The following is a 24737-nucleotide window of genomic DNA, read 5'->3' as shown; positions in this document are numbered from 1 at the left end:
GTCCGCGCGGCCTCTTTTTATTATTCGTGTCCCTGGCAAAACGAGAGCGGTACTGCTACAATAGAACGAAAGAATGTACATCTCATCGTGTCTCTCGTGAGGGAGTGCTGTGCCAAAGAGGGCTACCGTGAACACGTCAAAACGTTTTAAGCTCAAATCCGTGCGCGACCTTGTCCCACCCTGGAACATGCCTTCAGATCCGGTCAAAGCCGTTTTGTGGTTTTTGCACTGGTTTCTGCGTGTGCTCGTCCATTTCTTCTGGCTGCCCATTGGAGTGATGTGTGTCTATGAGCTGGTGGCGAACTGGATGGCAGGGGGAGCCTGGAATGGTATTGTGAGCGCCTTTGTAACCCTGTTTGTAGGAATGCTTGTCTGGGGAATTTTGTACGCCATTACCCTGGCTGTCAACTTCGCCACGCGTGTCTCGCAAGTCATAGCCAATGTCTCGCGCTTGCAGGATCAGATGCCTGGCATGTCTGGCTTTAGCCCGTTTGATACTCCCTTTGGTCAGACTCAGCAAGATCCGCCCAGAACGCGCATTGTCGAAGGGACAATTACAGATTTAGAAGAGGAGCGACGCAGGCGCCGCTCTGAATCATGACGTTGCATTGGCCGACGCGTGCTTATGCTCTTTTAAGAAAATAAGAAAAAACTCGGGAATGTCTGTGGCGCCGCGCGTGCTTTAGCAGCGTGGCGCCACCGCAGCGTCAATCCCACTACTACATAGCTCAATTAGAGGCTGCTCTCTGGGTTTTCCTGGTTCCAGAGGCGCCACGCCGCATCCTCTGCGGAGGGGACATATGAGCGCAGCAGGAGGCCTTGGCCTTGTAGGCGATACTCGCCCAGGGAGGCGGGCAAAATCATGGTCTCACCACGTTTGAGCGTTTCATGCTCCACGAAATCAGCTCCGTAGGCAATCGCCAGTGTGGCGCCTAGCGAGGTGAGAATGACGCAGCTGTCAGTAGTGCGATCTTCTACAACGCCCTGAGCCTGCAATTTAAGCTCGCGCGAGACAAAGTATTTGCAAGCGACCAGGCAGCGTTCCTCGTATTGCTCGCTACTATGGAGGACGACCGGGCGCATCTTGATTTGCGGGGAGACTGTATAGTGTGAGACATCGAGCGAGCGGTCAATATGCAGCTCACGTGGCTTCCCCGCGGCTGTCAGACGTCCATAATCATACATGCGATAGGTAACGTCTGAGTATTCCTGTAATTCATAGAGCAAAATGCCTGCGCCAATCGCATGGACGGTTCCCGCTGGCACGAAGACGACATCTCCGGTTTGTACGGTTTCAGCGTGCATAAGCGATTCAAGGGTAACGTCCTGAATGGCCTGGCGCACCTCTTCGCTCGTGGTCTCAGCCTCAAAACCATGCACGATGCTGGCCCCTGGCTCGGCGGCCAGAATATACCAGTACTCCGTTTTGCCTAGCTTGCCATGCTCATGCCGTGCGGCATAGCCATCCTTGGGGTGAACCTGGACCGAGAGTTGGGCGTTGGCGTCAATAAATTTGGCAAGGAGAGGGAAGCGCTCACCGAATATTGCGACGGCCTGTGCTCCTAGCAAGGGCGTTCCCTGTTCGGCAACAAGGGCGCCCAGGGTCTTGCCCGCGTGGGGACCATTGAGTATGCGATTGCTGATCTCAGTCTCCCAGGACTCGCCGATGGCTGTATCGTCTTCTGGGAGTTGCTTCCAACTGTCGCGTTCCAGGCGGCGTCCACCCCAGATGGTTTCGTGTAGCGAAGACTCTAATCGAAGTGGGTATAGTAAACTCACAAAAAATCTCCCCCACATCCATACATTGTGTTCTGTATGGAGCGTGTTTGTTTGTGGTAATGGGTTGCAGCGTGCGGCGCTATTTACTCGCTCGCTACGAGTAGGACTCCTTCGAGCTGGCGACGAAGCTTATCACGCATCATAATGCCTTTGATGCGATAGATCTCGTTCCCCCCTTTGAAGAAGACGAGGGTCGGAATGCCATCGATTGTGTACTGGTTGGTCAGACCTTCCTCGTTTTCGACATTTACCTTCGCAAAGGTGACGCGATCCTGGTACGCTTTGCTGACCGCGACAAACTCGGGTTCCTGTATCTGGCAGGAATTACTCTTATCAGCAGCAAAGTAGACGACTACGAGCTGCGGAGCCTGGAGTACCTGCTCAGGAAAGTTTTCATTTGTAACAGAGATATACGTATCTGCCATACCATCCTCTTGGAAAATAGTAAAGAAGCGTTGTTCGTCTCTCAAGGTACCACTCCATTGATGGTACTGTCAAGAAGAGGTTTTTCCATGTACCTCCTCATACGTCCTATTACGCTTCTGGCAAGGATGAGAGGAGCACCTCTGCATCCTCGATGCTATAGCGATATCCCTGTTCGGTCAGGAAGAGCTGACGGTTGGTGGAGAAATCCTGGTCGCATGTATCGCGTGTCACGATGGTATAAAAGTGCGCGATCCCGCCATTACTTTTGGGGCGCAAGATGCGTCCAAGTCGCTGAGCCTCCTCCTGGCGTGAGCCAAAGGTGCCAGAGACCTGAATCGCCACATTCGCGTCGGGCAGGTCAATGGCAAAGTTCGCGACCTTGCTGACGACCAGGCGTTTGATTTGTCCCTGGCGAAACTGTTCATAGAGCTTTTCACGCTGGCTTGTCGAGGTGCGCCCGGTGAGGAGAGGCGCCTGTAGCTCCTGGGCAAGCGCTTTGAGCTGGTCGAGGTATTGGCCAATGATAAGCACCTGGTCGTCTCTATGCTGCTCGGACAGGAGGCGTGTCACCGTAAACTTGGCGGGATTTTCAGCGGCCAGGCGATATTTCTCCCGTGTCTGCGCCATGGCATAGGTCAGCTGACCCTCATCTGGAAGGCTGACGCGAATTTCATGACACTCGGCAGTGGCGATCCAGCCCTGGCGTTCAAGCTCGCGCCAGGGAACATCATACTTCTTGGGGCCGATCAGGCTGAAGACATCGGCCTCACGCCCATCTTCGCGCACCAGAGTGGCGGTCAGCCCCAGGCGCCGACGGGCCTGGATTTCGGCGGTGACACGAAAGACCGGGGCAGGCAGTAGGTGGACTTCATCATAGATAATCAGTCCCCAGTCATAGCTCGTCAAGAGCGAGATGTGTGGGTAGTCTGCTAGCGACTCTGCGCCTTCCTCCTCACCATTGGCGCGGCGGTAGGTCAACATCTGATAGGTGCTGACAGTCACTGGCGCGATATCCTTGCGTTCACCCGTATATTCTCCAATCATTTCAGGGGGAAGCGAGGTTTTCGCGCGAAGCTCGTGAATCCACTGGCGTACCGCGACGGTATTGGGCGTGAGAATCAAGGTTGCGCGCTGAATGTCGGCCATCGTGACCAGGCCAACGATGGTCTTGCCTGCGCCACAGGGAAGTACAACCACGCCGCTGCCCCCACCTGGTGCTCCACCTGCATAGAAGGCCGCGGACGCGGCCTGCTGATAGGTCCGAGGCATGAATGGCTCCCCTACCTCATCGTGCTCACGAAGTTTAAAGGGCAGGGGCGAGCCATCGGCGTAGCCTGCGAGATCCTCAGCCGGAAAACCGATATGGATCAGCGCTTGCTTGATATGCCCTCTTCGGCTGCCGTCTACCAGCAGGGTCGAGGCATCGCGTGGACGTAGCAGGTAGGGTTGTATAAGCCGGTGATGAAGAATTTCGGTGATAAGGCGGGAATCTTCGGAGGTGAGCAGCAACTGGTCGCCATCGCGTATGAGCTTAAGACGACCATAGCGGCTGATGTAGTCGTGGATATCGGTCAGAATATTTGGCGGAAGGGGGTATTTGCTATAGCGTTCAAGCAGGTCGACAATGGCTGGTGCCTGCATGCCCCCGGAGGCCGCGTTCCAGAGCGAAAGGGGCGAGAGACGATAGGTATGAATGTGCTCCGGTGATTTCTCAAGCTCTGCAAAGCGTGAGAGCGCGTCACGAGCCTCGGCATGGAGTGAGTGATCGACCTCAAGTAAGACAGTACGATCACTCTGGACGATCATTGGATTCTTGGGATTCATGGACTACACTCCAGGCATGCTCGCCCATTTATTAATATAATTCAGGATTGCGAGCACGGCAGGCTCTTCAAAGCCACGCATCAGGTGACGTGCGCCAGTAATAACTTTGATACCCTTGGGGCCGCTCTGTTGCTCCACAAAGGGTTCCAGCTTGTAGAGAGGACAGATCTCGTCGAACTCGCCCGTCACAAAGAGCTTGGGGCGTTCGAAGGGACGTGGAAAGCCACTTGTCGCGCGAAAGAGAGGGAGGCTCACAGAGACAAGCGTGCGTACCCGTTGATCAAATGGGGCATAGAGGAGTCCAATGTAAGCACCGAAGCCATGCCCCACAACGCAGAGCTTGGCTGGATTGGCTCCTGGGAGTGAGAGTGCCATGTCGATAGCGCCCGCCAGATCCAATGGTTCCAGGCGCCCATCGGTTTGTTGCCCCTGGCTGCGACCAACGCCACGGAAGTTGAAGCGCACAGCGTACATCCCTGCCAGTGCCAGGGCACGTGCCAGGACAACGAGCAAACTGTCGTTCATATTACTACTGGCAGGCTGTGGATGGCATAAAATAACGACAGGCGCGAGCTGCATCTTCTGGAGCGGTTCATGGACGACCCCCTCCAGGATAAATGCGGGTTGTCCCTTGCTATAGAAGGAGATTGCTCGCTCCGCAGGTGTTGATAAGGTCATGTTGTGCCTCTCTCCCCTGATCAAGAAGATATTTCTGGAACGTATCTTATCTCAGCCTGGGACTAGCGTCAACTTTTCACGAAAAATACCGGGGGCCAGTTCTCTTTTGTTATCTGCCTCGGCTCGCAAACTCGCCTTACCCCTGAGCGCCGCAGGCGCGAAGAGAGAAGGTGGCGCATTTGTACCGTTCCTGGCGCAATTATAAACGCAAGAAAATACAAAAGTGTGGATTATTATTAATTGCCCATCATTGTGTAGTACAAAAGTCACTGTGTTGTGAGATCCGCGAAATTTTCGACGAAATGGGCAAAATTGAGTGGCAAATACTTTGCATGGACCACGAAGGATGTTATACTGATTAAAGACATATGTATGCATATTTATAATTATGTTTGTTCGTATGTCAACTAGATGCATGATCTCGTTCCGCTACATGTTCTTTATTTTACGAGCCTTTCTGGTAATCCGTCACTGTGCTATGAGCGGCAAGAGGCAAGCGTACAGCGAGCATGTAAGTTCTATTTTGTGGGTCTATGGTGCAGTATTGCCTCTTGTGTATGAAGCCTTCCACCCCACATATATGTGCATTGGATGGTAAGTTCTTTAAGCTTGCAGGTTTTTTTGCCCTCGAGCACATTTTTGTTGAGCATAGAGGCGGTGGTGGTTGTCAGGGGGTTGGTAGAGGAAAGCGCATAGTACGCTTTACTAATGAGGACATGAGTACCTATACTATGCGGCATATTTCATGAGAACGAGTATGTGGAGAGTGGTGATAGCGGATGATGCTTACTGATGAGAGTGATATGTGATAGCGGGAGAGAGATTGCAATCTCACGGACAAAAAGCTTCCACAAATTGTTAGTGTTTCATGACAAGAGTGGTATACGTGAGGTATACACAATGTGTAAAATGAAACGTAGAGGCAGGAGTGCATATGTCCAGCATTTTAGTCATCGAGGATGAGGAATTGATCACTAAGCTGCTACGAGAGAAGCTAGCGTTCAAAGGTTATCAAACTGCGATGCACCTCAATGGCGATGCTGCGCTACAGTTTGCTTTACGTGACATTCCCCATGTGATTGTCATTGATTTTGCGACCAGTGGTCTCGATGGATATGCTTTGCTGCAGAGGTTGCGTGCTCATCCCAAGAGTATGCACATTCCTATTATCGTCGTCAGTTCTTCACAAGAAATAGATGACCGGGTGCGTGCCCTGGATATGGGGGCAGACGCCTACATCGCTACACCTGTCAACAATGATGAGCTTCTGGCCCATGTGCATAGACAACTCCGTCGTATCCAGCAATACTCCCTCTCCCCCTTGACCCTGCTTCCTGGTGGCTTGCAACTTGAATGGGCACTGGATAATAAGCTCAAGAGCGCAGAACCCTGGAGCATTCTCTATCTTGACCTCGATAACTTTAAGGCCTTTAACGATGTGTATGGCTTTCTGGCTGGCAATGACATGATCCTGCTCGTAAGCCATATCTGCCAGAGCGTCGTCTATGATTATGGGAACGCGGATGACTTTGTTGGCCATATCGGGGGCGATGATTTTATTATTTTAACGACCCCTGAGCGCGCTACCGTCCTCTATCAGCATATCCTCAATCGCTATAAACGCGAGAGCCTGCAACTGTATCGGCCAGACGATGTCGAGCGCGGCTCCATTAGTGGGGTAGACCGCAAAGGCCGCCCCTATCAATTCCCACTCGTTTCCCTCTCGATTGGGATTGTCAGCGATCAACGTCGTTATCTTCACGACGAGATAGGCACCCTAACCGCGACGGCCAAACGGCGCGCAAAGCAGTCTTCCGGGAATGTCTGCCATATCGACAAAATGCCTGCACACGACTGCGCCTATCCCTTCTCTCCCCCCTCGGGCAAGCGTATAAGCCTGGTTACCAGGCCGATAGCCTGCCTGAAGGAAGACGCTTTCGCGGAAAGTAAGTGATGTGAACTCCCGCTGAGCTGAAGACGCAGCGGCTTCTTCGGAAGTCGTCGGGTCTGAGGTTTGGTCGCTTTTACGGAAGCTCAAGTTCACCAGACTCAGCCCCAGAAATGGGAGCTCCGTTCGCTAGGTCATGACACCTGCGGTTGACGCATCAGACCGCTGCTCTGTCGCCTGGGTTTAAGTAGGATTGAGGGAAGGTCCGGTGATCCAGGCCCAACAAGCCTTTTGAACGTTGTCGAGATGAAGTCGGATTCCTCTGGTGGTCACAGCCAGAGGATACGCACCACCTCCCTTCGGGGAGAGCATTTTTCCGAAAGGAACACTGTATGGTTCTTGTTTCTGTTCTCAACTCGGATGGCCGGCCCTTGATGCCATGCCTCCCGCCCATCGCCCGGCTGCTGCTCAAAGCGGGCAAAGCCAAAGTGGTGCGGCGCACCCCCTTTACCATCAAACTGCTTGCGCCTCTAACGCACGATCATACCCAGCCCCTGACCCTGGGTATCGATACCGGGAGCACGGTGGTAGGCGCAGCCGTCGCCGATGAGCAGGGAAAGGTGGTCTACCTTTCTGAAGTGGAACTGCGCAACGATGTTGCTGCCACCATGAAAGAACGGGCAGCCAAACGGCGCAACCGACGCCAGCGGAAGACGCGCTATCGGAGAGAGAGCACGTTTCAACAATCGTCGCAACTCGACGAAGCAGGGAAGATTCTCCCCGACGATGCGCTGCAAAATCGAGGGACACCTGCGGGAAATTCGCTTTGTGCAAGCAATCTTCCCGATCACGCATATTGTGTTAGAAACGGGCACCTTTGACCCGCATGCCCTCAAACACCCGGAGGTCTTGCGCAAGAAGTGGTTGTATCAACAGGGGATCAACTATGGTTTTGCCAATACCAAAGCATTTGTGCTCACACGAGATGATTACACCTGCCAGCAGTGCAAAGGGAAATCAAAAGACCAACGACTGGAAGTTCATCACATCGTCTTCCGTAGCCAGGACGGAAGCGATGAGCCAGAGAACTTGCTCACGCTCTGCAAAACCTGTCATGATGGCCTGCATGCAGGAACGGTTACACTGAAACGCATTGGCAAGAAGAAGGGAACATTGCGACATGCCACGCAGATGAATAGCATCCGGGTGCAACTGCTCAAGCGTCTGAACGCGAAGAAACGTGGGGATTTGTCACTAAAGAGCATCGGATGCTGGTAGGTCTACCCAAAACCCATGCCCATGACGCCACCATCATTGCCACACGAGGAATCGCGCCGATCTTCTGCACTAAGCAGGTGCTCCAGAAGAAATGTATCTCGGATGGGGATTACCAGCAGACGAAAGGGGTGCGAAGTGAGCAGCCCATCACCACAGGCAAAATCCAGGGCTTTCGCAAGTTCGACAACGTTCGTTACCAGGGCCAGGAATACTTTATCAAGGGACGCATGTCGACCGGCTATGCGATCCTGATGGGACTGGACGGCAAGAAGGTCGATCTGAAGCCCATTCCCAAATTTGAGAGGATGAAGCGCGTAAGTGCACGATCCACATGGATGATCAGCCAAAAACCATACCACGTTTCTGATCCTCTCTTACCTCATATTCGTGTGGAAGGAGCGCAAAAAGCGGAGGGGTTCTCCGGAGATGAGGTGAAGTAGGCGCTTGAAGAAATGGCAACTCGCTCACATATTGCTTTTGAAGCGGTTGAAGTGGACCAAGACCATCTTCACGGTTTAGTGAAAAGCGACCATCGAATGTCACCGCTGGCTCTTGTCCCTCGATGAAAACGGAAATCGACCGTTCAGGGATGGCAAAGGCATGAAAAAGCGTTGAAAACGCAGTTCTGGAAAGAGCAAACATTTTGGAGTGATGGATACGTCTGCCGTACTCTTGGAAACATCAGTCAGGAGACTATCCGTCAGGATATCGGAAGTCAACGGTGAAGTGCGGCGTTCATCCACGAGGCTGAAGACCTCGTGGTTTTCTCGCCGCGCCTCTATGCCGCGCCTCTATAAAGTAAGTAACATCAGGTCTTGCCTTGGGTATGAAGCCTGTTCGTAGATAGGGATATCTGCTACAATCTGAGGGAGCCGCCGGCTCATAAACTCAAACATAGAGAGAGAATGGCTGTATGAATCAGGAACCCGAGACACTACCGAACGCCTCACCTCTGGAGGAACATAATCAGCAGCAGCGCGAGAACGCCAAGCGTATCTTTCGTGTCAGTGGCTTGCCAGAAATGCTTCAGTCAATCAACACGACCGAGTTGAAGGGGCGTGGTCACTTTGAAGAGTACGATACCATGGTGTTGTTTCGTTGGGGAACTGGCTACACGCGACGGCATATGTGGATTGAAGTCGTCGAGGAGAATATCCGTTTTCGCTTGCTTCCTCATCTTAAGCATAAGCATGAGGTCCCCATCTGTGATGGCGAGTATCATATCTTCACGCCACAGATGTGGCAGCAGCGTGATTTTCTCCTGGCGGAACTCAAAAAATATTATGACCGCCCGGTCCATGAGACGAGCGTCGATTAGGTAAAGGGCGCGCTAAAGAATTTCAAACGATAGCGTGTGTAGCTTCCCTAGCGACTGAAGGATATTCCCCAGAGCCTGGGTATGAGGGTGTTGAAAGAAGGCCTCGCTTTCCTCCGGACTACTCCAGCTAAAGAGGCCAAAGAGTGTGGTTTGTGGCTCATTGCTTGTGGAAGTGGGCTGGGTGAATTGAGAGGGACCATCAGAGACGCCATAGGCCAGGAAGGCGAAGGTCAGCGGGGCCTGGAGCGTTAATTGATGGAGGTAGCGCAGGCATTCCTGGTTGGCGCGCTTGAGTTGCTGTGGTGGGAGGGTGAGCAAGTGAACTGTCGCGAAGCCCGGTTGTCTCGTGGCACGGCTATATCCCCAGAGATAGTGCATATACCATTGCTGTGGAGGCCCTGCAAGCAGATCGGCCATACTACTACGCAGGAGGAACTGTGGATTATGACGTTCGCCCGCGCTTTTCCAACTAGTTTCATCGTCCCAGGTGGTCAGGAGCAGGTAATAGGGCTGCTTGCCTCGACCTTGATACAGGTTGGAGGAGATGACTCCTGGAGCATTGCGTGCCGTATCAAAGACCAGGCGTATGCGTGCTATGCTATCAATATCTTTCCCTGCCTGAAGCGAGGTCAGGGTGGCGACAAGTAATTCCATACTTCCGTCGACGCGGGTACCCCCATGTTTCAACTGGGGGAGGAAGCGCCGTCCTCCTTTTCAAGATTCTCAACGACGGGTTTTCGCGTGATCATCCACCCCTGCGTTGGACGCGCGACTCGTTCTAATTTGCTTGGCACGACTTCGAGCAGTTTCTTGCCACTGCTCACCTCTTTGATGATGAACGCTCCCTTCTCGCGTCGCCCCCCAATGTAGCCTACCACGCCTTTGGCCTTGACCACTTCATAGAGCTTGTAGCCTCGCACTTTGCGTGGTGCCCAACACTTGTGCTCACTGTGGCGCCCGTTGAAGCGCTGATATTGCCCCCGTGGCAGGCAGCGGATCTGATAAACCTCTTCCCGTGGCTTGACTCGCTCCCCCATCTCACAGGCAATAGCGACAGCATCGTTGGTGTGAGATTTAGGCAGGCCAAGCACCTGGATGCGCTTGTATTTCGTTTCGTAGCCATAGGTCACGCTCACCTGAGCGGTCCCAAAGAGACTCCGAAGCTGCTGGAGCACGCTGGTTTTTATCGCGGAGACATGGGCCGCATCTTTCAAGGGGACACGAGCCTGGGCCTGGATCTGGGGGAAACCAAACTCGGCGGCGGTTTGCTGCCCCTTGCGCTCGTTACACGGACGACAGGCCAGCGTCAAATTGCTCTCACGGCTGCCTCCTCCTCGGGAGCGCGGGACAATATGCTCCAATTCCAAAGGGACCCCACGTGCCTGGCAATAGGCGCAGGTTCGCTTCCACTTCTCCAGGACGTATTCGCGCACCAGGTAGCCCTGCAACGTTCCCTGCTGATAGTCGAGGCCGCTAATCTGTGGGTGTTGCATCCTTTGGGTGTCAAAGTTGCCCACCTCAACGTTCACCGTGCCCACTGGCAGCAAGGACGCGATCAAGCGCACCGCCTTGACGGTGGCCTCGGCTTTGGAGCGCAAGGAAGGAGGAAGCCACCCCGCCTGGCGACGACGATTGGCAAAGCGAGCAGCGCGGTAGCGCGTCTTACGAGCGCGACGATTGCGCCGGTACGTGCGGCGTTGGGTCATCTTCCCGCTGATATCGGTGCGCAGATGCACCTCAGCCTGGTAGACCACTTCGCCATTGGTGGTGGCAGCCACCCCGACGGTTTTCGAGCCGGTATCGACGCCCACGGCAACTGGCTGGGTATGGGTCGAGGTTTCAAAACACAATTGGATGGTGAATGGCTCTCGCCGCACCACCTTGGCCAGTCCCCGTCTCAGCCAGTACCAGACTTTATTGTGTCGTTTAGTGGGCATCAAGGGCTGGCCTGAGACACTCAGGACATAGATCATGGATGGCTCCATAAAACTTCCTTTCGGAGTATTCTCTTCCCCTCGACCATGATGCCTCTCGGTACTTTCGGCTTCTCACTGGGACTGACCTCATCACCTGTTTTAAAGAAGCCGTTGTAGGGTGGCAGGCTGGGGCAGCACCCGCCAGTACGATCTTGAACACTTGGAAGCATCGACGTTCTCTCAGCGGGAGCGGTGACGCAGAGAAGCTCGGCAACGCTCTCTCAAGAACCTGGTCTGGTCAATCGGCTTGCAAGAGCCAGGCTCTCCCAAGCCTCCGGTCTCCGACCGGCGGTCATTGACACAGTCAGCATCTATCTCTATCAACTAACGCTACGAACAACGTATTTCGAGTAGGAAGTTTTGTGTCTCTTTCCTGTTATCTTCTCGAAATCTAGATGTCTACTAGCTTCTTACCTTCAGACGTTGCAGCTACAACATATCACTTTTTGATGTCGTACTTGCCTATTTAATTAGATTGAGAAATTCATAACCTTGATACTCAACAATTCAATTGTTGGCTATTGTAGCATATCAAATTTCAAATGTCATTGTCATGCATTTTGTTTTTCTGGATTGGCTGATTTGTTTCCTTTGAGTAGAAGGCTAAAGAGCTTTACTGGTGTCTTCACATCCTCTAGGTAATATCCCTTTCGTTCGCCATTGTACAAAGAGCGTATTTCGGTAAAACCTAGACTCTCAAAAAGATGTTGCCCATCATTTGTTGCCCCTATGCCATACCAGTTTTTTATATCTGCTTGGCGATTTAAGGATAAGGCCCATTTCACAGTATGCCGGATAAGTAGCCCTCCTTTCTCTTTATCTCTCGCAAGATTTCCAGATGGCTTTACGGTGATGCTTGATACATAAACAGACAGTTGTGGATCTGTCCATTGTTTAATAGCCTCAAGAGGTATATCTTTTTCTCGAATTTTATCTTCGATAAGAGCAATGAGAACACTCTCTTCAAGAGGCATAAGCGAAGAGTAGCCGACTACCTTGCCACTATCCTTTAGGCTCATAAATATTTCATCATTCACTTCTCGCCATTCAAGAAGGCGCTTATAAGGTACAATATCGTCCTCTCCGTATAAGTTTCTGCCTATGGTTACCTCTGACCATAAATCATTGGGAGTTGAAGGTGAAAAAATAAGACGAGGTATTTGTTTGGCTTTGTCCTTCTTTTTTTGTATTTCCACTAGCGCATCTATTGCATCTTTAGGGTAAAGTCTACCTTTAGTTTTACCTTCTTCAAGTTCAGATGGAATTAATCCAGATTTTGCCTCTCTTAGAACCGTTGAACGAGATTTTTTGAGAAGTTTTTGAACTTCACCCAATGTATAATACTGATCACTCATTGAATCCCCCTACAAGTTTGTTTGCTCATTATAACACACATGATTGACACTTGACATTTGAAACATTTATCTGCTATGCTTAATGTGTCAAGTTTCAAGTGTCAATTATGATATTTTATGTGTCGAAAAAAGATTTCGGTCTCACTGTAAAGAAAGCAGGTGATCACGCACAAGAAAAACTGACTCCCGTATGTCAGACGAGAGCCAGTGAGTGAGAACACAAAAACCTTTGCTAAGTCCCGGAGTTCTCTCTGCTCAGCATAGCGCATCGAGGCTCCGCAGTCAAGAAAGAGATGATGTCATATGTCACAACGAGCCTCAATGGATTTACGCTCAGGCCACCCGATGGATGCGCCAGTCACCGTTTCGAATATTGCTTTCTTTCGTGGTGTGCAGGCAGGCTATCAGGCCTATCAAGATGCGCACGCCCCGTTGAACGAATATGACCTGTATGAACACATGGTCCACCGCCTGCTCGCCTTTCCCGATTCCACCAGCGAGAGTACTGGCTGGGTCATCGGATGGGTGAAGGCCTTGCTGGAAACCGCTTCTCCTCAACCTCCTCGCTCTGTCTCTCCTGGCAGACGTTGCGAAGAGCCCGCTACTTATGGGGAGAATTTCCTTCCGGTGATCTCCAATGACACCCAACGTCATAGAGTGACCAGCCCGTTTTGTTTTGTTCCATCGTGTCCCTGTCACGAGGATCAGGAGAACATCGCTGAAGTTACTCGCTACATCAACGACGGTCTTCTGACTCCACAAGAAGCAACTGATCACGTCGCAGGGAAGCATCTCTAGCTGGAAAAACGTTTCCTCTTGTTGCTCGTACGTAACAAGAGGAAGCCAGAGGAGCAAACGCATGAAGCAGAAGAGAACGGGCAACATCTCTCACCTCTCTGGAGAAACACCGCAGCAAAGTGCGTCACGCCAGCGCGTTGGTACCTCGTATGGTATCCACCCAGAAGACACTCCCAGGCTGACAGGCGAGACGAAACCAGCAGGCATTGATACCATCCTGATCTGTGCTGATCCCACCTTCCATCATGGCGTGCAATCAGGACGGTGCGAATTTATCGCCCTCTCGTTTGAAAAGCGCGAGATTGTCGCCCAGGATGTCGAGAAGATGTTGCAATGGGCGATGTACGATACTTGGCACTCGGCTCTCTGGCGCTATGGCTATGTGTGGCTGGAACGAGGAGTTGTATCAGTACGTCATGCGCAAGCGAGACGAGCAAGCCAACACCACCAAACTCGCACGCAACGAAAGGGAGGAACGCTAATGCCCCCTTCTCGCTATCGTCCAACTCTGGACACAGAGCACACACCCACACGTATCAAGCGTGTGACCAGGGTACCGACAGAGACAAGAGACACCCAGGACCAATTCGACGAAGACACCTTGGATGAGGCACGCACTCATACTAGTAGTCAGTCCAGTTTGTTATTGATGGCAGGATAGAGATCATGGAGCGTGTCCCGAGCATCGTTGCAGGTAAACCGCCACGAAATGGTACAACGCAGAGCATTGCGCTCTGCCTGCAATGTCGCGATGCGCTGGCGCAACTCCGTCAGACTTCGCACTCGACGCGAGAGGCAGCCACGAGCAAAGATACCGATCTCAATTTCTGCCATGTTGAGCCAACTTCCATGTTTGGGCGTGTAATGAAACTCCACCCGCTGCAAAATGCGCCTGGCCTCTGCGGGCTCAAAGGCTTCGTAGAGAGCCGCTGCGGTATGGGTATTAAGATTATCCTGCACGAGGCGAATGTACTCGGCGTGCGGATAGACCTCATCGACCAACCATCGGATGCAGTGCGCATAATCAATCTTCGTCCGCCGCTGGGTCATCTCGACGTGACGCCAGCCCGCAAGCGGCTCGACAAAGAAAAACAAATTGGCGGTGCCCAAACGCTCATACTCATAATCGATGCGTTCAACGTGCCCTGGTTCCATCGGCAGAGGAGGCCGCACGTCGGCCTCTGGGGCCACCAGTTTCTCGTCAAAACAAACGGTTGGATAGCGTGGATCGTAGTCTTCCTCGTACAGATCGAGGACGTCTTCCATGGCCGCGACAAACTCGGCTCCTACCGTTGGAATGCACCAGTGCTCGTGTTGCCAGGGTTTGAGTTCGTTTTTTTCAGGAGCTGGCGAATGGTTTCTGGCGAGATCGATTCGACAAAGCCCAGTTCAACGACTTTGCCTGCCAGCAAGCGCAGCGTCCAATGGTCATGTCCATCAGGAACTGGACTGCACGCAATGGCAATCAAATGGGCGGCTTGTCCTCCCGTGAGTGCCTGCCGATGGCGCTGCTGCCGCTTGTCGTGCAGAACCGCTTCGAGTCCTCCTTGTAGGTACAACTGTCGAACACGAATGGAGGTATTGCGGCTGATATCGAAGGCGTCACAGATCTGTTGGTCGGTCCAGCCTTCAGCAGCTTTGAGCAAGACGCGTGCCCGGGTAAACGTGCGAGCATTGGCTTTGCCTGCATGGATGAAGGTTTGCAGCGAGGCGCGATCGGATTCGGACAACGCGACGGGAATGGGATGCTTCATGGCGGGCTCCTTGCTTTTCCATCAGTATCTCACTCCTGTCAATTCCAATTTGGACTAATCACTAGTGTGGTACGCCAAAATAGCTATCAGCCAGACAGGACAGACGCGCAGGCACCGCGCCGGGTCCGTGTGCATGTTCATGACCAACCCAGGCAACAGCGCCCGCTCCATCAACCGTCGCCCTTGCCTGTTGGCACGTCTTGGCGGTTTGCCCTTCCCCGCTGGCCTGCCTATGTCGGACTGGCAGGCGTATTGATGGTTGGGGGATGGCTTGGCATTGGAGCCTTGAGTCAGGGCTGGCAGACCTGGCAAGATGATGTGCATTATGGCCGTCCCCGAACGTACCAAACTGACGCCGTAGTCGGCCACAACCACGATACGAGCGCGACCCCATCGCACTTCATCGTGCTCAATCTGCATGGTCAGATTACCGTCATTGAACTGCCAGCAGGTGACCTAGTGCATAATTACGAAACCTTTTCGGAAAGAACAAGATGTGGCTCATAGGAACATCCAAAGTAGGCACAGACTCGTGCGGCAAGCTGTTTGGCGGTAAGCAGCCCATCATGTTCGACTACATTGCGTTTGGCATGGACCCATTTGGGCTCAATGGGATTGAGCCAAGGGCTTTTCGTGGGCAGAAACAAAGGCAGAATACGCACGCCCTTGCCCTCGGCTTTGACCAGGCTGTTGTGCTCTCTGATCCAGGTCCGCACCATCTTGCTCACGTGAAAGGAGGCATTATCCCAGATCAGCAGCCAAGAAGTCTTGTTTTGAGCTTGCAGTCGAGTGCAACACCACTCCAGAAATTGGGTGGTGATGGCGCTGACGGGGCGTCCGGTCACGAAGCGCAGCGACATCTGTTTGCGAATCGGATCATCGATCGGTCCCTGTTGCCACAATACTCCATAACAGGCGAGAGCTTTGGGATCAGGATCACCTTTTTGCCACGTCTGTTCCACCAAGCGCACGGGTTGATCTTTCCCTTGCCAGGCGGACAGACGAGGAAGAGCGAACCTGCTCCACCACACCTCGTCCACAAACCCGATGACCCAGCCTGGTTGGGTGCTCGCCCAGGCCATCAGCCGATCGCGTGCGTTTTTTTTTGCTGGTACTGGGGGTCGGGGCTGGTAATCCAGTGTTTGGCACGCTTCCAATTGGTCCCTAAGCTTTGGAGCGCTCGGCGCACGCTCGCCACCGACGTTTTGTGGGGAATAATGCCCTGCTCGAAACTGATCTTGGCCGCCAGTTCCAAGGTCCACAGGCCACGGTCGAGTCCAAAGTCGTGGGGGCTGCGGTGCAAGAGCGCTTTCAACCGCTCGGCCGCTTCGATGGTGAAGGTCGTTCGGAGTCGATGGGGACGCGAAGACCCCTCTTTGAGCACGGTGAGTCCAGCTATATTGAAGCCTTTGATCGCATTGCGAACGGTCTGGTCGTCGCAGCCCAGATACTTGGCGATAGCGGGGGCGCGCTCCCCACGGGCAGACGCGAGCAATATTTGGCTGCGTCGCAACACGAAGGCATTGGACGAACGCAACCCCGCCTGGATCTGGCTGTGTTCGTCTTTGGTCAGTGGTCGAATAAAAATGGGGGCTTTCATGCCCTCTATGATACCACATTTCCTATGACCTTTCGTCAGAATGCACTAGGCAAGACCCATGTGTACAAGACCGGGATCGCGTTGGTGGGACAGGGGCAAGACCTAACCCCGGCACAAGTCACCTTCCAAGACCTGGATGGAGACGGCAAGCCCGACATGATCGTCACGCTCGGTGAGCAGAGCATCGCCTACAAGAACGACAACGATGTGTTTCGCCCCACCCCCATGAAAGAGGTGAAGCCGTGATGGTTCCATCAGCATACCCTCCCCAAGCCATGCAGCCACAGCGTCCGCAGGAGAGCGACCCCAGAGGACCATGCCGCACCCTGCGGATGCTCACCCAACGCGTCAACGACTTGCTGGGTGTCACCTTCAGCGGAGAGGATGAATACGTGGTGATCTGCTGCATCGAGATCATCACCGCTACTCTTGCTCTCAACTTTCAAACGAGGTTTCAAGCAGAACGCCCGATCCCAGCAGTGCTGGTTTCCTACGGCAAGATGAACACCTCCGGAGACGGCTATCTCGTCATCCGTTGGCGTGGCACCACCCCTGAAAGCTTCTTTGACCAGCTTGACCAACTCAACAAAGAGGTCCTGTTCTACGTCGCCTTTTGCGCTGGTCCCCTCGATACCTGTCGAGCGCCGTGGGAAAGCAGCACCAACGATGCGTAATGTTTTTGGGAAGAGTCCCATCATAGTCGACTCTTCCCGTTCCTGCCTGTTGGAGGGAATCCCTATGCAAGACGAACAGATGCACCACGACCTGGAACAGCTTCTCCGCGAGCTTGACCAGGAACAGCAGCAACAGACGCGCACAACGGACGACATCCCACCTATCGAAACCAACCAGCAGTATGATCACGAATGCCGTATGTATGACGTTGAGATCCACATATACCCCAAGGAGGAGCCAGAGGCAGAGCAGCCAGCCAACACTGTTGACAGTCTTCCATCCATCCATCGATCAGGAGGAACCAGTGCCACGAGAGACGTCACTGCGAGCGTGGGCAAGACAGCACATGCGCCCGCTCGCGTTTGTCAGCTTCGTGATCTGCGCGTGTGCGATGCTTGTTGGCATCCTGCTGTATGTGTTGCCACTTTGGACGGCGACCACGACGGTCACACTGGTTCCCGTCACACGCACAATAGAAACCCGCTTGATAGTAAACATAGGGAGCACGGACCAGAACCACCAGGTCCCAGGAAGGCTGCTTCCCACCGTGACCATGAGTCAGGCGCGCACTATTGCCACGACCGGGAAAGCCCATCAGGATGCCCAGGCAGCTCACGGATACGTCACGTTTTACAATAGCGCGACCTTTGCGCAGACCATCCCAGCAGGAACCCTTGTCAACGCTGCTAATGGAGTCCAGGTAGTCACAGACCAGGATGTGACCGTAAGCGCGGTCAAATATCCCACACTCGGACAGGCCAGCATCAGCGCGCACGCGACGATAGCAGGTCCAGCAGGCAACCTCAAGGCAGGCGCGATCTATGGCCCCTGTTGCCGTGTCAATATCTCCGCTGTGAATGGCGTCTTTGCTGGAGGACAGGATGCACGCGACTATCAGAGCGTGACCCAACACGATATAGATGCAGCAGGCGCAAGCCTGAAAGCTAGCCTTGAGCAGAGCACCACCGCAGCCTTACAAACGCAAGTCCAGAGCACCGAAACACTGATTACACCGTTGTACTGCCAACAGAAGACGAGCGCTGATCATAAGTCAGGAGAGGAAGCCGCAAGCGTGCAGATCACGCTTGACGAGACCTGTACAGGCATGGTCTATCAGACGCAAGCCATGCAAATTCTGCTCAAGTATGCACTTACCACCCAGGCGAGGCAGCAATTAGGAACTAGATACACACCGAGCGGAGAGGTCCACATCACCACCATTGCACAGGGGACGACAACCATCCAGGCGACTGGGACAAGTAGGTGGGTCTGTCAGTTCTCCCAGGCTGAGCAAGAGCACATGAAGGCCAACATTGCAGACAAAAGCCAGGCCCAGGCTAAGAGTCTCCTATTAGCACATGCAGGCGTGCAATCGGTGTCCTTCTCCAACATCGCTGCGCTTCCAGATGTTGAGCATATCCGTTTGTTGTTCATTGCTTATTGAGGGAAGAAACAAGTAGCAGAGAAACAAGGACAGCAGGGAGGTGAAAATGATGCGGCTTGTTGAGCAACATGTGATTGACAAGCGTGATCCACGGTATGCTATCATTGATGAAGCGGCGTTCAAGTCGAAGAACCTGTACAACGCGGCCTTGTACGAGATACGTCAATCCTTCATTCACGGAGGGGTGTACCTCCATTACGAAGAGGTGCAACGGAGAATGCAATCACATGAGGCGTACAAAGCCTTACCGGCAAAGGTCAGCCAACAAATCCTGATGGCGCTGGCTCGTAACTGGAAAAGCTTCTTTGAGGGTCTGGAAGCCTACAAGGAAGATTCTTCCAAGTTCTTGGGGCGTCCAAAGCTCCCGAAGTACAAACACAAGACGGAGGGTCGTAACATCCTGGTGTACACCATCCAGGCCATAAACAAAGGAGGCTTGCAACGTGGACTCGTGCAACCCTCCATGCTTCCCATCGAGGTGCAAACGAAACAAAAAGGTATCCATTTTGTACAAGCAACCATCACAAAGTATCATCATCTCTTGCATATCTCAAGCAGATAGAGTAAACTTGGATGTATGAAGTTATCGAGTTATGCCAAGAAGATTGGGATCAGTTATAACAGCGCCTGGCGTATGTGGAAACGCGGCCAGATTCCCGGCTATCAATTGCCCACCGGCACCGTGATCATTGATCCGCCAGAGCTTCGCTCGGTTCCGGTCCACGCCGTCGCTGTGTATGCTCGTGTTTCAAGCAGCGAAAACAAAGACAACCTGGAAAGGCAAGCCGAGCGGCTGGTGACCTGGTGCAATGCCCAAGGCTGGTCGGTCAGCAAAGTCGTCAAAGAGTGCGGCAGTGGCATCAACGATCAGCGGCCCAAGTTTCTGGCGCTGCTGGCAGATCCCAAAATCGGGCAGATCGTGGTTGAACACAAAGATCGCGCTTCTCGCTTTGGCGTGGCCTATATTCAGACCTTGTTGGCTATGCAAGGACGGAAACTGGTCATCGTCAACACCGCTGATACCGCCGAAGATGATCTCATGGGCGATTTTATCAGCATCATTCCCTCGTTTTGCGCTCGTCTTTATGGTCGCAGACAAGCCAAACGCAAGACGGAACAAGTGCTAGCGGCTTTGCAGCAGAATGGACCCGCCCGTGAGCAAGAAGCCCCAAAAAGCCTCGCTTGATGAGAAAAAAAAGCGCAAGCGCAAAAAGAAGACGAAGCAGACCATCACTCGAGCGGTGACCCATATCCGTCTCATTGAGGCCAATCCTGGCAAACTTGAGGCGCTCGATCAGCTTGTGGCGGTTTACTTGCCGCTGTGCCAACAGTACACCACCCTGTTTTGCGAGGCCGAGACAAGCCCGGACAAGTACCAAGAAACCGTCTTCAAAACCGATCTTTCCGACCGCTTGCATCGAGTGGCAATACAGCAAGCCGCAGGCATTGCCAAAAGCGTTCGCACGAATCGAGCGAACGCCTATCAGGCATACCTGGAAGATGTGGCTGATTACGCTCAGGCCAAGGCTCAGGCGGAAGGCCGGATGTCCGCCTTCAAACGCCGCGAACCGACCTGGACCGAATGGGATCTCCCTGTGCTGCGTGTGCCAGTCATCCAAGCCAATGTCAACGTGGTGGTGCTCGAGAAGTCGGAGGACTCCACGTTCGACTACTGGCTGCGCGTGTCCACCTTAGATGTCGGGAATCCGCTTCGAGTCCCAGTCAAACTCGCCTCCTATCACAAACGAGCACTCGAAGGCCGCACGCTCAATGCATCCACAACACTTCACAAGCGCAATGGAGTCTGGTGGCTGACGCTCTCCTTTGACGAGGACGTTCCTCTTCAAACCAAGCCTGACGCCCCTACAGTAGGCGTCGATGTGGGCATTGCCCATTTCCTCACGACCTCCACCAATAAAGCGTATGGCAGTTTTCATGGCAAGATGGCCCGACAGCACAAGCACGATCGGGAAAAGCGTCGCCGCAAGGCGAAACTGCGAGCCTGTCTGGAAAAGAAAGGCGTCCCAAAGGGCAAGCTTCCTTCGACAAGTTCTGAAACGTCGCAACGCTTGAGCCGTCACGTCAAGCAAGAGATCAACCGGGCGGTCAATGCGTTGGTCAAAGATCATCGAGATGCCAGACTCATTTATGAGGACCTCAATGTGGCCTCGATGCGCTTCAAAGCAAGGGTGATGAACAGTTATCTGTATGCTTCTCACCTGGGGCATATCCCAGAGCAGCTGGCCTGGGCCGCCGCCAAACAGGGCATGGCAGCCCACACGGTCCGAGCCGCCTATTCCTCTCAGGAATGCCCCCGCTGCCATTATGTCGATCGCGCTAATCGGCCGAACCAGAAAACCTTCAAGTGCCTGGTCTGTGGTTACGCAGACCAGGCCGACCGCAAAGCCGCACAGACGCTCGCGGGACGCTGGGGGGATCGGAAACTGGCGGCATGTCGCTCGACCTCGGAGGTCAAGGCGCTCCTCATGACGCGGCATGAAGCGTGGAAACAGCAGAATCAGCAGAGGATCCAGGATGCCGGGCCTCCCGTCCAGTTGAGCTTCTGGGATCCCCCAGAGATGTTCCTGGAATCATCTCACGAGTGAGCATCTCTCAGTAGAGAGAGGTGCATAGGATGCTCGTAGTGCATCCTCCCGCCTAGTCCGCTGTTTGGTAAACAGGCGTAGGTTAAAGTGAGAAGGATAATCAATGTAATAGATGGTTATGCTTTGATCAACTATCAATCAAGTCCGTATTGTTCCTCGCAACGGCTTTTATGTCGTTGAGGTCGTGTACAAGAAGGAAGTCAAGCAGGCTGATGTGAACCCTGCCTACTATGCTGGCATAGATATTGGCATCAATAATCTGGGAGCGCTAACTTCAAACAAACCTGGCTTTCGACCAGTCCTTGTTAACGGGCGTCCAGTGAAAAGCGTGAACCAATTCTATAACAAGCGCAAGGCAGACCTTCAGAGCAAGCTCGGTCATACAGGTACAACCAGGCGTATGGAGCGGATAGCGAACAAAAGGAACCGGCGTATCGACCACTACATACACACCACCAGTAAACGGATTATTGACCTACTCGTGAAAGAACAGATCGGGGTGTTGTGCATCGGCAAGAATGATGGCTGGAAGCAAGAGGCGAATATGGGCAAGCGGAACAATCAACACTTTGTTCAGATTCCGCATGCTCGCTTTATCGACATGTTGATCTACAAAGCGCGCCTGGTCGGTATTAGTGTTATAATCACGGAAGAATCTTACACGTCGAAAGCCAGTCTGCTTGACCTGGACCCGTTACCAGTTCATGATCCGAATAATAACAATGAAGAGCACACTTTTAGCGGCAAGCGTGTCAAGCGTGGACTCTATCGTGCGTCTGATGGACGTAGACTTAATGCTGACGTGAACGGCGCTGGCAATATCATACGAAAAGTAGCCCCTGACGCCTTCGGGTCAAAGGGGGTAGAGGATGGTAAAGGGATGTTTGCATCCCTGGTAGTCCATCCAGTGAGGATTGTCGTTCCCCTCACGAAGCCAAAGAGCAGAGGTTGAGTGACGAAAGTAAGCAGTCAATGGGACGCTCTCTTTTGATACAAAACGCTCTGTTATTTGGAACTATAACCTAAGCTTTTCAGATTGGCAAGAAAGGGGACCTGCTCTCCTATAGTTCCTCGCTGTTGGAGGTCTACCGATGCTTGATTCTGACGTGATGCGTAACTCTGTCGAATGGCGCCAGGCACTGCCACAAGATGCCGAGACCTGGGTGTCGGTTACCCGGCAGAGCGCGGACCAGCTGCACTTTGAAATGGAGGAGGCGCAAATCGAGCGGTATCGCAGTGAGCCGCCGAAAAAGCAGGCTCAGCGCTATCTCCTCTGGCAGGGCGAGAGGCCCATTGGTCGCTTACGCTTCTATGTGGCTGAAGACGAGGAGGAGAAGACCGCCGTTCTAGATGGTTTTGTCTTGCTCTTTGACGCGGGTGGGAGTGTTGCGGCCCAGGTGGTGGCTGAGGCGCAGGTGCGCGCGGCTGCCCTGGGCGTACGCTATATTAAGGCTACCTATCCCGCGGCTTATACCGCCTCCTTTGCCGCCGCCAATTTTCGTGAACTACGCCGGCGCACCGTGATGGTGGCCTCGACCCAGCTTACAATGCCCCTATTTCCCTTGCCTGCCTCCTTGCGTGTCCGTGAAATTACTCCGGGTGATGTGGAGCAGCTAGGCATCTTGTTGCAGCGTGCGTATGCGGGTGGCCCCGACAATGTCCATGCCGATCTGGGAGAGTGGCGCGCGGAGGCGCGAGCCCTACAAGAAGGCGCCTTTGGCCCATTTATGCCTGAGTGTTGTTTTGTCGTTGAGCATAGCCTGGACCGTTTTCACCTGGCGGGCGCCGTTCTGGTGCATCTAGAGCGGGGTGTGCCCCGCATCCGGCATATGGTGGTGGCTCCCGCCTTTCGGCACATCGGCCTGGGGCAGTACCTGGGCGTGCGATGTATTCGCCGCCTGCGCGAGATGGACTATGCAACGGTGCTGCTCAATATTACCCTCAACATTCCAGCGGTCAACCTCTACCATCGCCTGGGGTTTATCGAGGCAGGTCCAACCTATATCGAAGCTGAACGCATCTTAACGCGGTAAAAGTCCCTGGATGAATGCTGATTCACGGCGACCGTCTCTTTGCAAAGCGAATTGTGGAACCGATTGCGCGCCTGACGCGAGGCCTGTCAGGCGCTTTTGCCTCATGAGCGAGAGAAGGTGCGTAGGGCGTAGGTCACCTGCTGTTCGAGGGTCATGGCCTGCTCCTGAGGGATTTTCGCAATGGCTGCCTGGGCTTCCGCGCTTGAGAAGCCAAGTCCCATCAAGGCCTCCAGCACCTCGGTCTGAAGCTTGCCCGAAGGGACACCGCTGATCGTGCCAGCGGGGACAATAGATGGTAGCTTGCCCTTGAGCGCGAGTATGAGCTGCGCGGCGAGGCGTTTGCCAACGCCCTTGGCGAGTCCCAGGCGCTGCTGATCCTCATCGGCGATGGCTTTATAGAGAGCGGGCGCATCCATCACCGAGAGCAGCGAGAGGGCTACGCGTGGGCCAACCCCGTTGACGGCGATGAGTTGCTCAAAAGCGTCGCGATCCATCTCGGTCGCGAAGCCGTAGAGCGCGATCCCATCCTCGCGCATATGAAAATGCGTATGTAGCTCTACCTCGGTGCCAGTTTCACCCAGGCCACTAATGGTGGTGGCTGGCGCGAAGACCTGGATGCCAAAACCACCCACACGTACAGTGACGTGATCGGGGTGGCAAGTTTGCAATATTCCATGAATACTTGTAATCATTATTTTACTATTCCGTCTCACAAGCTAGAAAGCGGTTACTAGCGCTGGTAGCTCGTGTAGCTCGCAAAGTTTCTGGCCAGGGGCAGGGTATGCAGATGGCAAATAGCGATGGCGGCGGCGTCAGCGGCGTCATCGGGCTTGGGAACTGCGGTCAGCTTGAGTAAAATGCGCACCATTTCGCCTACCTGGTCCTTGTTGGCGTCCCCATAGCCGGTAACAGCCTGTTTGACTTGTTTGGGCTTATATTCAGCGACAGTGAGCCCACCATTCGCCAGAGCCAGCATGGCGACGCCGCGTGCATGCCCTACCGTCATCGCGGTCCGGGCATTTTTGGCGAAGAAGAGCTCTTCAATGGCGGCTTCCTGAGGCTTAAAGGTGGCAATAATGTTGCTGAGTTCGGCATAGATCGTCTGAAGGCGCTGTGCGAGCGGTGTTTTGGCCGGGGTAGTGATGACATCACAGGCCAGTAAGCTCAAGTTACTTCCCTGAGCCATCACTACCGCATACCCTACAATGGCGGTGCCCGGGTCGATACCCAGCGCGATGCGCGGACGAATTGCTGATGCTTGATCGCGTACGGTATCCATGAGGCTGCTTCCTTTTTCTTTTTGTG

Annotated in this window: 28 protein-coding genes and 1 pseudogene; 17 read left to right on the top strand and 12 right to left on the bottom strand. The window is 53.6% G+C overall.

From position 1 onward, the window contains the following. The first annotated feature begins 127 nt into the window (after window positions 1-127). A complete protein-coding gene (locus KRAC_RS08370; protein ID WP_007906039.1) occupies window positions 128-601 on the top strand; it encodes a hypothetical protein in 474 nt (157 codons plus the stop codon). 131 nt (window positions 602-732) lie between these two features. On the opposite strand, the gene KRAC_RS08365 is transcribed toward KRAC_RS08370, so the two are convergent. The 4 genes from KRAC_RS08365 to KRAC_RS61090 form a co-directional block, all read right to left on the bottom strand. Then, window positions 733-1779: a type I phosphomannose isomerase catalytic subunit gene (locus KRAC_RS08365; protein WP_007906037.1), complete on the bottom strand. Its 1047-nt coding sequence runs from the start codon at window positions 1777-1779 to the stop codon at window positions 733-735. 83 nt (window positions 1780-1862) lie between these two features. Next, complete coding sequence (locus KRAC_RS08360) at window positions 1863-2204, bottom strand: thioredoxin family protein (RefSeq protein WP_007906035.1); 342 nt, start codon at window positions 2202-2204, stop codon at window positions 1863-1865. A 109-nt stretch (window positions 2205-2313) separates the two neighbouring features. Continuing rightward, on the bottom strand, window positions 2314-4029 hold the full coding sequence (locus tag KRAC_RS08355; RefSeq protein WP_007906034.1) for a DNA repair helicase XPB: 1716 nt from the start codon (window positions 4027-4029) through the stop codon (window positions 2314-2316). A 3-nt stretch (window positions 4030-4032) separates the two neighbouring features. Next, window positions 4033-4707, bottom strand: coding sequence for an alpha/beta hydrolase (locus KRAC_RS61090; protein WP_007906033.1), 675 nt, complete (start codon window positions 4705-4707; stop codon window positions 4033-4035). Between the two features lie 934 nt (window positions 4708-5641). Here KRAC_RS61090 and KRAC_RS08340 point away from each other — a divergent pair. The 4 genes and pseudogenes from KRAC_RS08340 (at window position 5642) to KRAC_RS08330 (ending at window position 9191) form a co-directional block, all read left to right on the top strand. Continuing rightward, window positions 5642-6661 (top strand): GGDEF domain-containing response regulator, encoded by a 1020-nt coding sequence (locus tag KRAC_RS08340; protein ID WP_007906032.1) that lies wholly within the window; start codon window positions 5642-5644, stop codon window positions 6659-6661. A gap of 326 nt (window positions 6662-6987) precedes the next feature. Then, window positions 6988-8313: pseudogene (gene iscB, locus KRAC_RS79365) on the top strand (RNA-guided endonuclease IscB). 171 nt (window positions 8314-8484) lie between these two features. After that, a complete protein-coding gene (locus tag KRAC_RS79360) occupies window positions 8485-8598 on the top strand; it encodes a transposase (protein ID WP_157506355.1) in 114 nt (37 codons plus the stop codon). Window positions 8599-8786: 188 nt separating this feature from the next. Next, window positions 8787-9191, top strand: a complete 405-nt coding sequence (locus KRAC_RS08330) for a hypothetical protein (protein ID WP_007906031.1) — start codon at window positions 8787-8789, stop codon at window positions 9189-9191. Between the two features lie 12 nt (window positions 9192-9203). Here KRAC_RS08330 and KRAC_RS08325 read toward each other — a convergent pair whose 3' ends face one another. Further along, window positions 9204-9845 carry a hypothetical protein gene (locus KRAC_RS08325; protein ID WP_007906030.1) on the bottom strand — a complete coding sequence of 214 codons (642 nt, stop codon included), beginning with the start codon at window positions 9843-9845 and terminating at the stop codon, window positions 9204-9206. Between the two features lie 29 nt (window positions 9846-9874). Next, window positions 9875-11176, bottom strand: coding sequence for an RNA-guided endonuclease IscB (iscB, locus tag KRAC_RS08320; RefSeq protein WP_007906029.1), 1302 nt, complete (start codon window positions 11174-11176; stop codon window positions 9875-9877). Window positions 11177-11359: 183 nt separating this feature from the next. Here iscB (KRAC_RS08320) and KRAC_RS70955 point away from each other — a divergent pair, with 183 nt between their 5' ends. Continuing rightward, entirely contained in the window at window positions 11360-11521 is a 162-nt protein-coding gene (locus KRAC_RS70955; protein ID WP_157506354.1) for a hypothetical protein, read from the top strand. Between the two features lie 197 nt (window positions 11522-11718). On the opposite strand, the gene KRAC_RS08315 is transcribed toward KRAC_RS70955, so the two are convergent. Continuing rightward, on the bottom strand, window positions 11719-12522 hold the full coding sequence (locus tag KRAC_RS08315; protein ID WP_007906028.1) for a helix-turn-helix domain-containing protein: 804 nt from the start codon (window positions 12520-12522) through the stop codon (window positions 11719-11721). Window positions 12523-12825: 303 nt separating this feature from the next. Here KRAC_RS08315 and KRAC_RS08310 point away from each other — a divergent pair, with 303 nt between their 5' ends. Beyond that, window positions 12826-13320 (top strand): hypothetical protein, encoded by a 495-nt coding sequence (locus KRAC_RS08310; protein ID WP_040442152.1) that lies wholly within the window; start codon window positions 12826-12828, stop codon window positions 13318-13320. A 61-nt stretch (window positions 13321-13381) separates the two neighbouring features. Next, window positions 13382-13981: a hypothetical protein gene (locus tag KRAC_RS08305; protein ID WP_007906025.1), complete on the top strand. Its 600-nt coding sequence runs from the start codon at window positions 13382-13384 to the stop codon at window positions 13979-13981. Here the strand turns inward: KRAC_RS08305 and KRAC_RS79355 are convergent. Then, window positions 13951-15074, bottom strand: a protein-coding gene (locus KRAC_RS79355; RefSeq protein WP_420795783.1) for an IS630 family transposase whose coding sequence is annotated in 2 segments (ribosomal slippage) — window positions 13951-14660 and window positions 14660-15074 — 1125 coding nt in all. Because the reading frame shifts where the segments join, the coding sequence is not laid out codon by codon here. The genes KRAC_RS08305 and KRAC_RS79355 overlap by 31 nt on opposite strands. Before the next feature lie 66 nt (window positions 15075-15140). On the opposite strand from KRAC_RS79355, the gene KRAC_RS65550 reads away from it, so the two are divergent. Continuing rightward, on the top strand, window positions 15141-15581 hold the full coding sequence (locus KRAC_RS65550; protein WP_244421982.1) for a hypothetical protein: 441 nt from the start codon (window positions 15141-15143) through the stop codon (window positions 15579-15581). On the opposite strand, the gene KRAC_RS08290 is transcribed toward KRAC_RS65550, so the two are convergent. Both KRAC_RS08290 and KRAC_RS08285 read right to left on the bottom strand, forming a co-directional pair. Beyond that, window positions 15542-16156 carry a transposase gene (locus KRAC_RS08290; protein WP_007906021.1) on the bottom strand — a complete coding sequence of 205 codons (615 nt, stop codon included), beginning with the start codon at window positions 16154-16156 and terminating at the stop codon, window positions 15542-15544. The genes KRAC_RS65550 and KRAC_RS08290 overlap by 40 nt on opposite strands. Next, window positions 16156-16569, bottom strand: a complete 414-nt coding sequence (locus tag KRAC_RS08285; RefSeq protein WP_244421981.1) for a helix-turn-helix domain-containing protein — start codon at window positions 16567-16569, stop codon at window positions 16156-16158. The genes KRAC_RS08290 and KRAC_RS08285 overlap by 1 nt, the downstream gene beginning before the upstream one ends. Before the next feature lie 3 nt (window positions 16570-16572). On the opposite strand from KRAC_RS08285, the gene KRAC_RS75665 reads away from it, so the two are divergent. From KRAC_RS75665 to KRAC_RS08245, 8 genes are all read left to right on the top strand, one after another. After that, window positions 16573-16920, top strand: a complete 348-nt coding sequence (locus KRAC_RS75665; RefSeq protein WP_244421980.1) for a hypothetical protein — start codon at window positions 16573-16575, stop codon at window positions 16918-16920. Continuing rightward, the gene (locus KRAC_RS08275; protein WP_007906019.1) at window positions 16920-17348 is read left to right on the top strand and encodes a hypothetical protein; all 429 of its coding nucleotides are present in this window, start codon (window positions 16920-16922) and stop codon (window positions 17346-17348) included. The genes KRAC_RS75665 and KRAC_RS08275 overlap by 1 nt, the downstream gene beginning before the upstream one ends. A 305-nt stretch (window positions 17349-17653) precedes the next feature. After that, window positions 17654-18793 carry a baseplate J/gp47 family protein gene (locus KRAC_RS08270; RefSeq protein WP_007906017.1) on the top strand — a complete coding sequence of 380 codons (1140 nt, stop codon included), beginning with the start codon at window positions 17654-17656 and terminating at the stop codon, window positions 18791-18793. A 46-nt stretch (window positions 18794-18839) separates the two neighbouring features. Then, on the top strand, window positions 18840-19355 hold the full coding sequence (locus KRAC_RS70175) for a hypothetical protein (protein WP_040442144.1): 516 nt from the start codon (window positions 18840-18842) through the stop codon (window positions 19353-19355). Between the two features lie 15 nt (window positions 19356-19370). Beyond that, window positions 19371-19979: an IS607 family transposase gene (locus KRAC_RS08260; RefSeq protein WP_007904553.1), complete on the top strand. Its 609-nt coding sequence runs from the start codon at window positions 19371-19373 to the stop codon at window positions 19977-19979. Beyond that, the gene (locus tag KRAC_RS08255; RefSeq protein ID WP_040441717.1) at window positions 19948-21399 is read left to right on the top strand and encodes an RNA-guided endonuclease TnpB family protein; all 1452 of its coding nucleotides are present in this window, start codon (window positions 19948-19950) and stop codon (window positions 21397-21399) included. The genes KRAC_RS08260 and KRAC_RS08255 overlap by 32 nt, the downstream gene beginning before the upstream one ends. A 133-nt stretch (window positions 21400-21532) precedes the next feature. After that, window positions 21533-22351: an RNA-guided endonuclease TnpB family protein gene (locus KRAC_RS08250; protein WP_083814558.1), complete on the top strand. Its 819-nt coding sequence runs from the start codon at window positions 21533-21535 to the stop codon at window positions 22349-22351. A 139-nt stretch (window positions 22352-22490) separates the two neighbouring features. Further along, window positions 22491-23432 (top strand): GNAT family N-acetyltransferase, encoded by a 942-nt coding sequence (locus KRAC_RS08245; protein WP_007906016.1) that lies wholly within the window; start codon window positions 22491-22493, stop codon window positions 23430-23432. Between the two features lie 101 nt (window positions 23433-23533). Here KRAC_RS08245 and ruvA read toward each other — a convergent pair whose 3' ends face one another. Both ruvA and ruvC read right to left on the bottom strand, forming a co-directional pair. Next, the gene (ruvA, locus tag KRAC_RS08240; RefSeq protein WP_007906015.1) at window positions 23534-24124 is read right to left on the bottom strand and encodes a Holliday junction branch migration protein RuvA; all 591 of its coding nucleotides are present in this window, start codon (window positions 24122-24124) and stop codon (window positions 23534-23536) included. Window positions 24125-24162: 38 nt separating this feature from the next. After that, on the bottom strand, window positions 24163-24711 hold the full coding sequence (ruvC, locus tag KRAC_RS08235; RefSeq protein WP_007906014.1) for a crossover junction endodeoxyribonuclease RuvC: 549 nt from the start codon (window positions 24709-24711) through the stop codon (window positions 24163-24165). Between the last annotated feature and the right edge of the window lie 26 nt (window positions 24712-24737).

Source organism: Ktedonobacter racemifer DSM 44963 (assembly GCF_000178855.1).
In the GTDB taxonomy this organism is placed as follows: Bacteria; Chloroflexota; Ktedonobacteria; order Ktedonobacterales; family Ktedonobacteraceae; genus Ktedonobacter; species Ktedonobacter racemifer.
This window is presented reverse-complemented; position numbering and strand designations above follow the sequence as displayed.

What these genes read in the sequence shown, in the direction of transcription:
- KRAC_RS08360 (WP_007906035.1), bottom strand. Translation starts at nt 2,204, where the DNA reads ATGGCAGATACGTATATCTCTGTTACAAATGAAAACTTTCCTGAGCAG.
- KRAC_RS08355 (WP_007906034.1), bottom strand. Translation starts at nt 4,029, where the DNA reads ATGAATCCCAAGAATCCAATGATCGTCCAGAGTGATCGTACTGTCTTA.
- KRAC_RS61090 (WP_007906033.1), bottom strand. Translation starts at nt 4,707, where the DNA reads ATGACCTTATCAACACCTGCGGAGCGAGCAATCTCCTTCTATAGCAAG.
- KRAC_RS08340 (WP_007906032.1), top strand. Translation starts at nt 5,642, where the DNA reads ATGTCCAGCATTTTAGTCATCGAGGATGAGGAATTGATCACTAAGCTG.
- KRAC_RS08330 (WP_007906031.1), top strand. Translation starts at nt 8,787, where the DNA reads ATGAATCAGGAACCCGAGACACTACCGAACGCCTCACCTCTGGAGGAA.
- KRAC_RS08325 (WP_007906030.1), bottom strand. Translation starts at nt 9,845, where the DNA reads ATGGAATTACTTGTCGCCACCCTGACCTCGCTTCAGGCAGGGAAAGAT.
- iscB (WP_007906029.1), bottom strand. Translation starts at nt 11,176, where the DNA reads ATGGAGCCATCCATGATCTATGTCCTGAGTGTCTCAGGCCAGCCCTTG.
- KRAC_RS08315 (WP_007906028.1), bottom strand. Translation starts at nt 12,522, where the DNA reads ATGAGTGATCAGTATTATACATTGGGTGAAGTTCAAAAACTTCTCAAA.
- KRAC_RS08310 (WP_040442152.1), top strand. Translation starts at nt 12,826, where the DNA reads ATGTCACAACGAGCCTCAATGGATTTACGCTCAGGCCACCCGATGGAT.
- KRAC_RS08305 (WP_007906025.1), top strand. Translation starts at nt 13,382, where the DNA reads ATGAAGCAGAAGAGAACGGGCAACATCTCTCACCTCTCTGGAGAAACA.
- KRAC_RS08290 (WP_007906021.1), bottom strand. Translation starts at nt 16,156, where the DNA reads ATGGCCTGGGCGAGCACCCAACCAGGCTGGGTCATCGGGTTTGTGGAC.
- KRAC_RS08275 (WP_007906019.1), top strand. Translation starts at nt 16,920, where the DNA reads ATGGTTCCATCAGCATACCCTCCCCAAGCCATGCAGCCACAGCGTCCG.
- KRAC_RS70175 (WP_040442144.1), top strand. Translation starts at nt 18,840, where the DNA reads ATGATGCGGCTTGTTGAGCAACATGTGATTGACAAGCGTGATCCACGG.
- KRAC_RS08260 (WP_007904553.1), top strand. Translation starts at nt 19,371, where the DNA reads ATGAAGTTATCGAGTTATGCCAAGAAGATTGGGATCAGTTATAACAGC.
- KRAC_RS08245 (WP_007906016.1), top strand. Translation starts at nt 22,491, where the DNA reads ATGCTTGATTCTGACGTGATGCGTAACTCTGTCGAATGGCGCCAGGCA.
- ruvA (WP_007906015.1), bottom strand. Translation starts at nt 24,124, where the DNA reads ATGATTACAAGTATTCATGGAATATTGCAAACTTGCCACCCCGATCAC.
- ruvC (WP_007906014.1), bottom strand. Translation starts at nt 24,711, where the DNA reads ATGGATACCGTACGCGATCAAGCATCAGCAATTCGTCCGCGCATCGCG.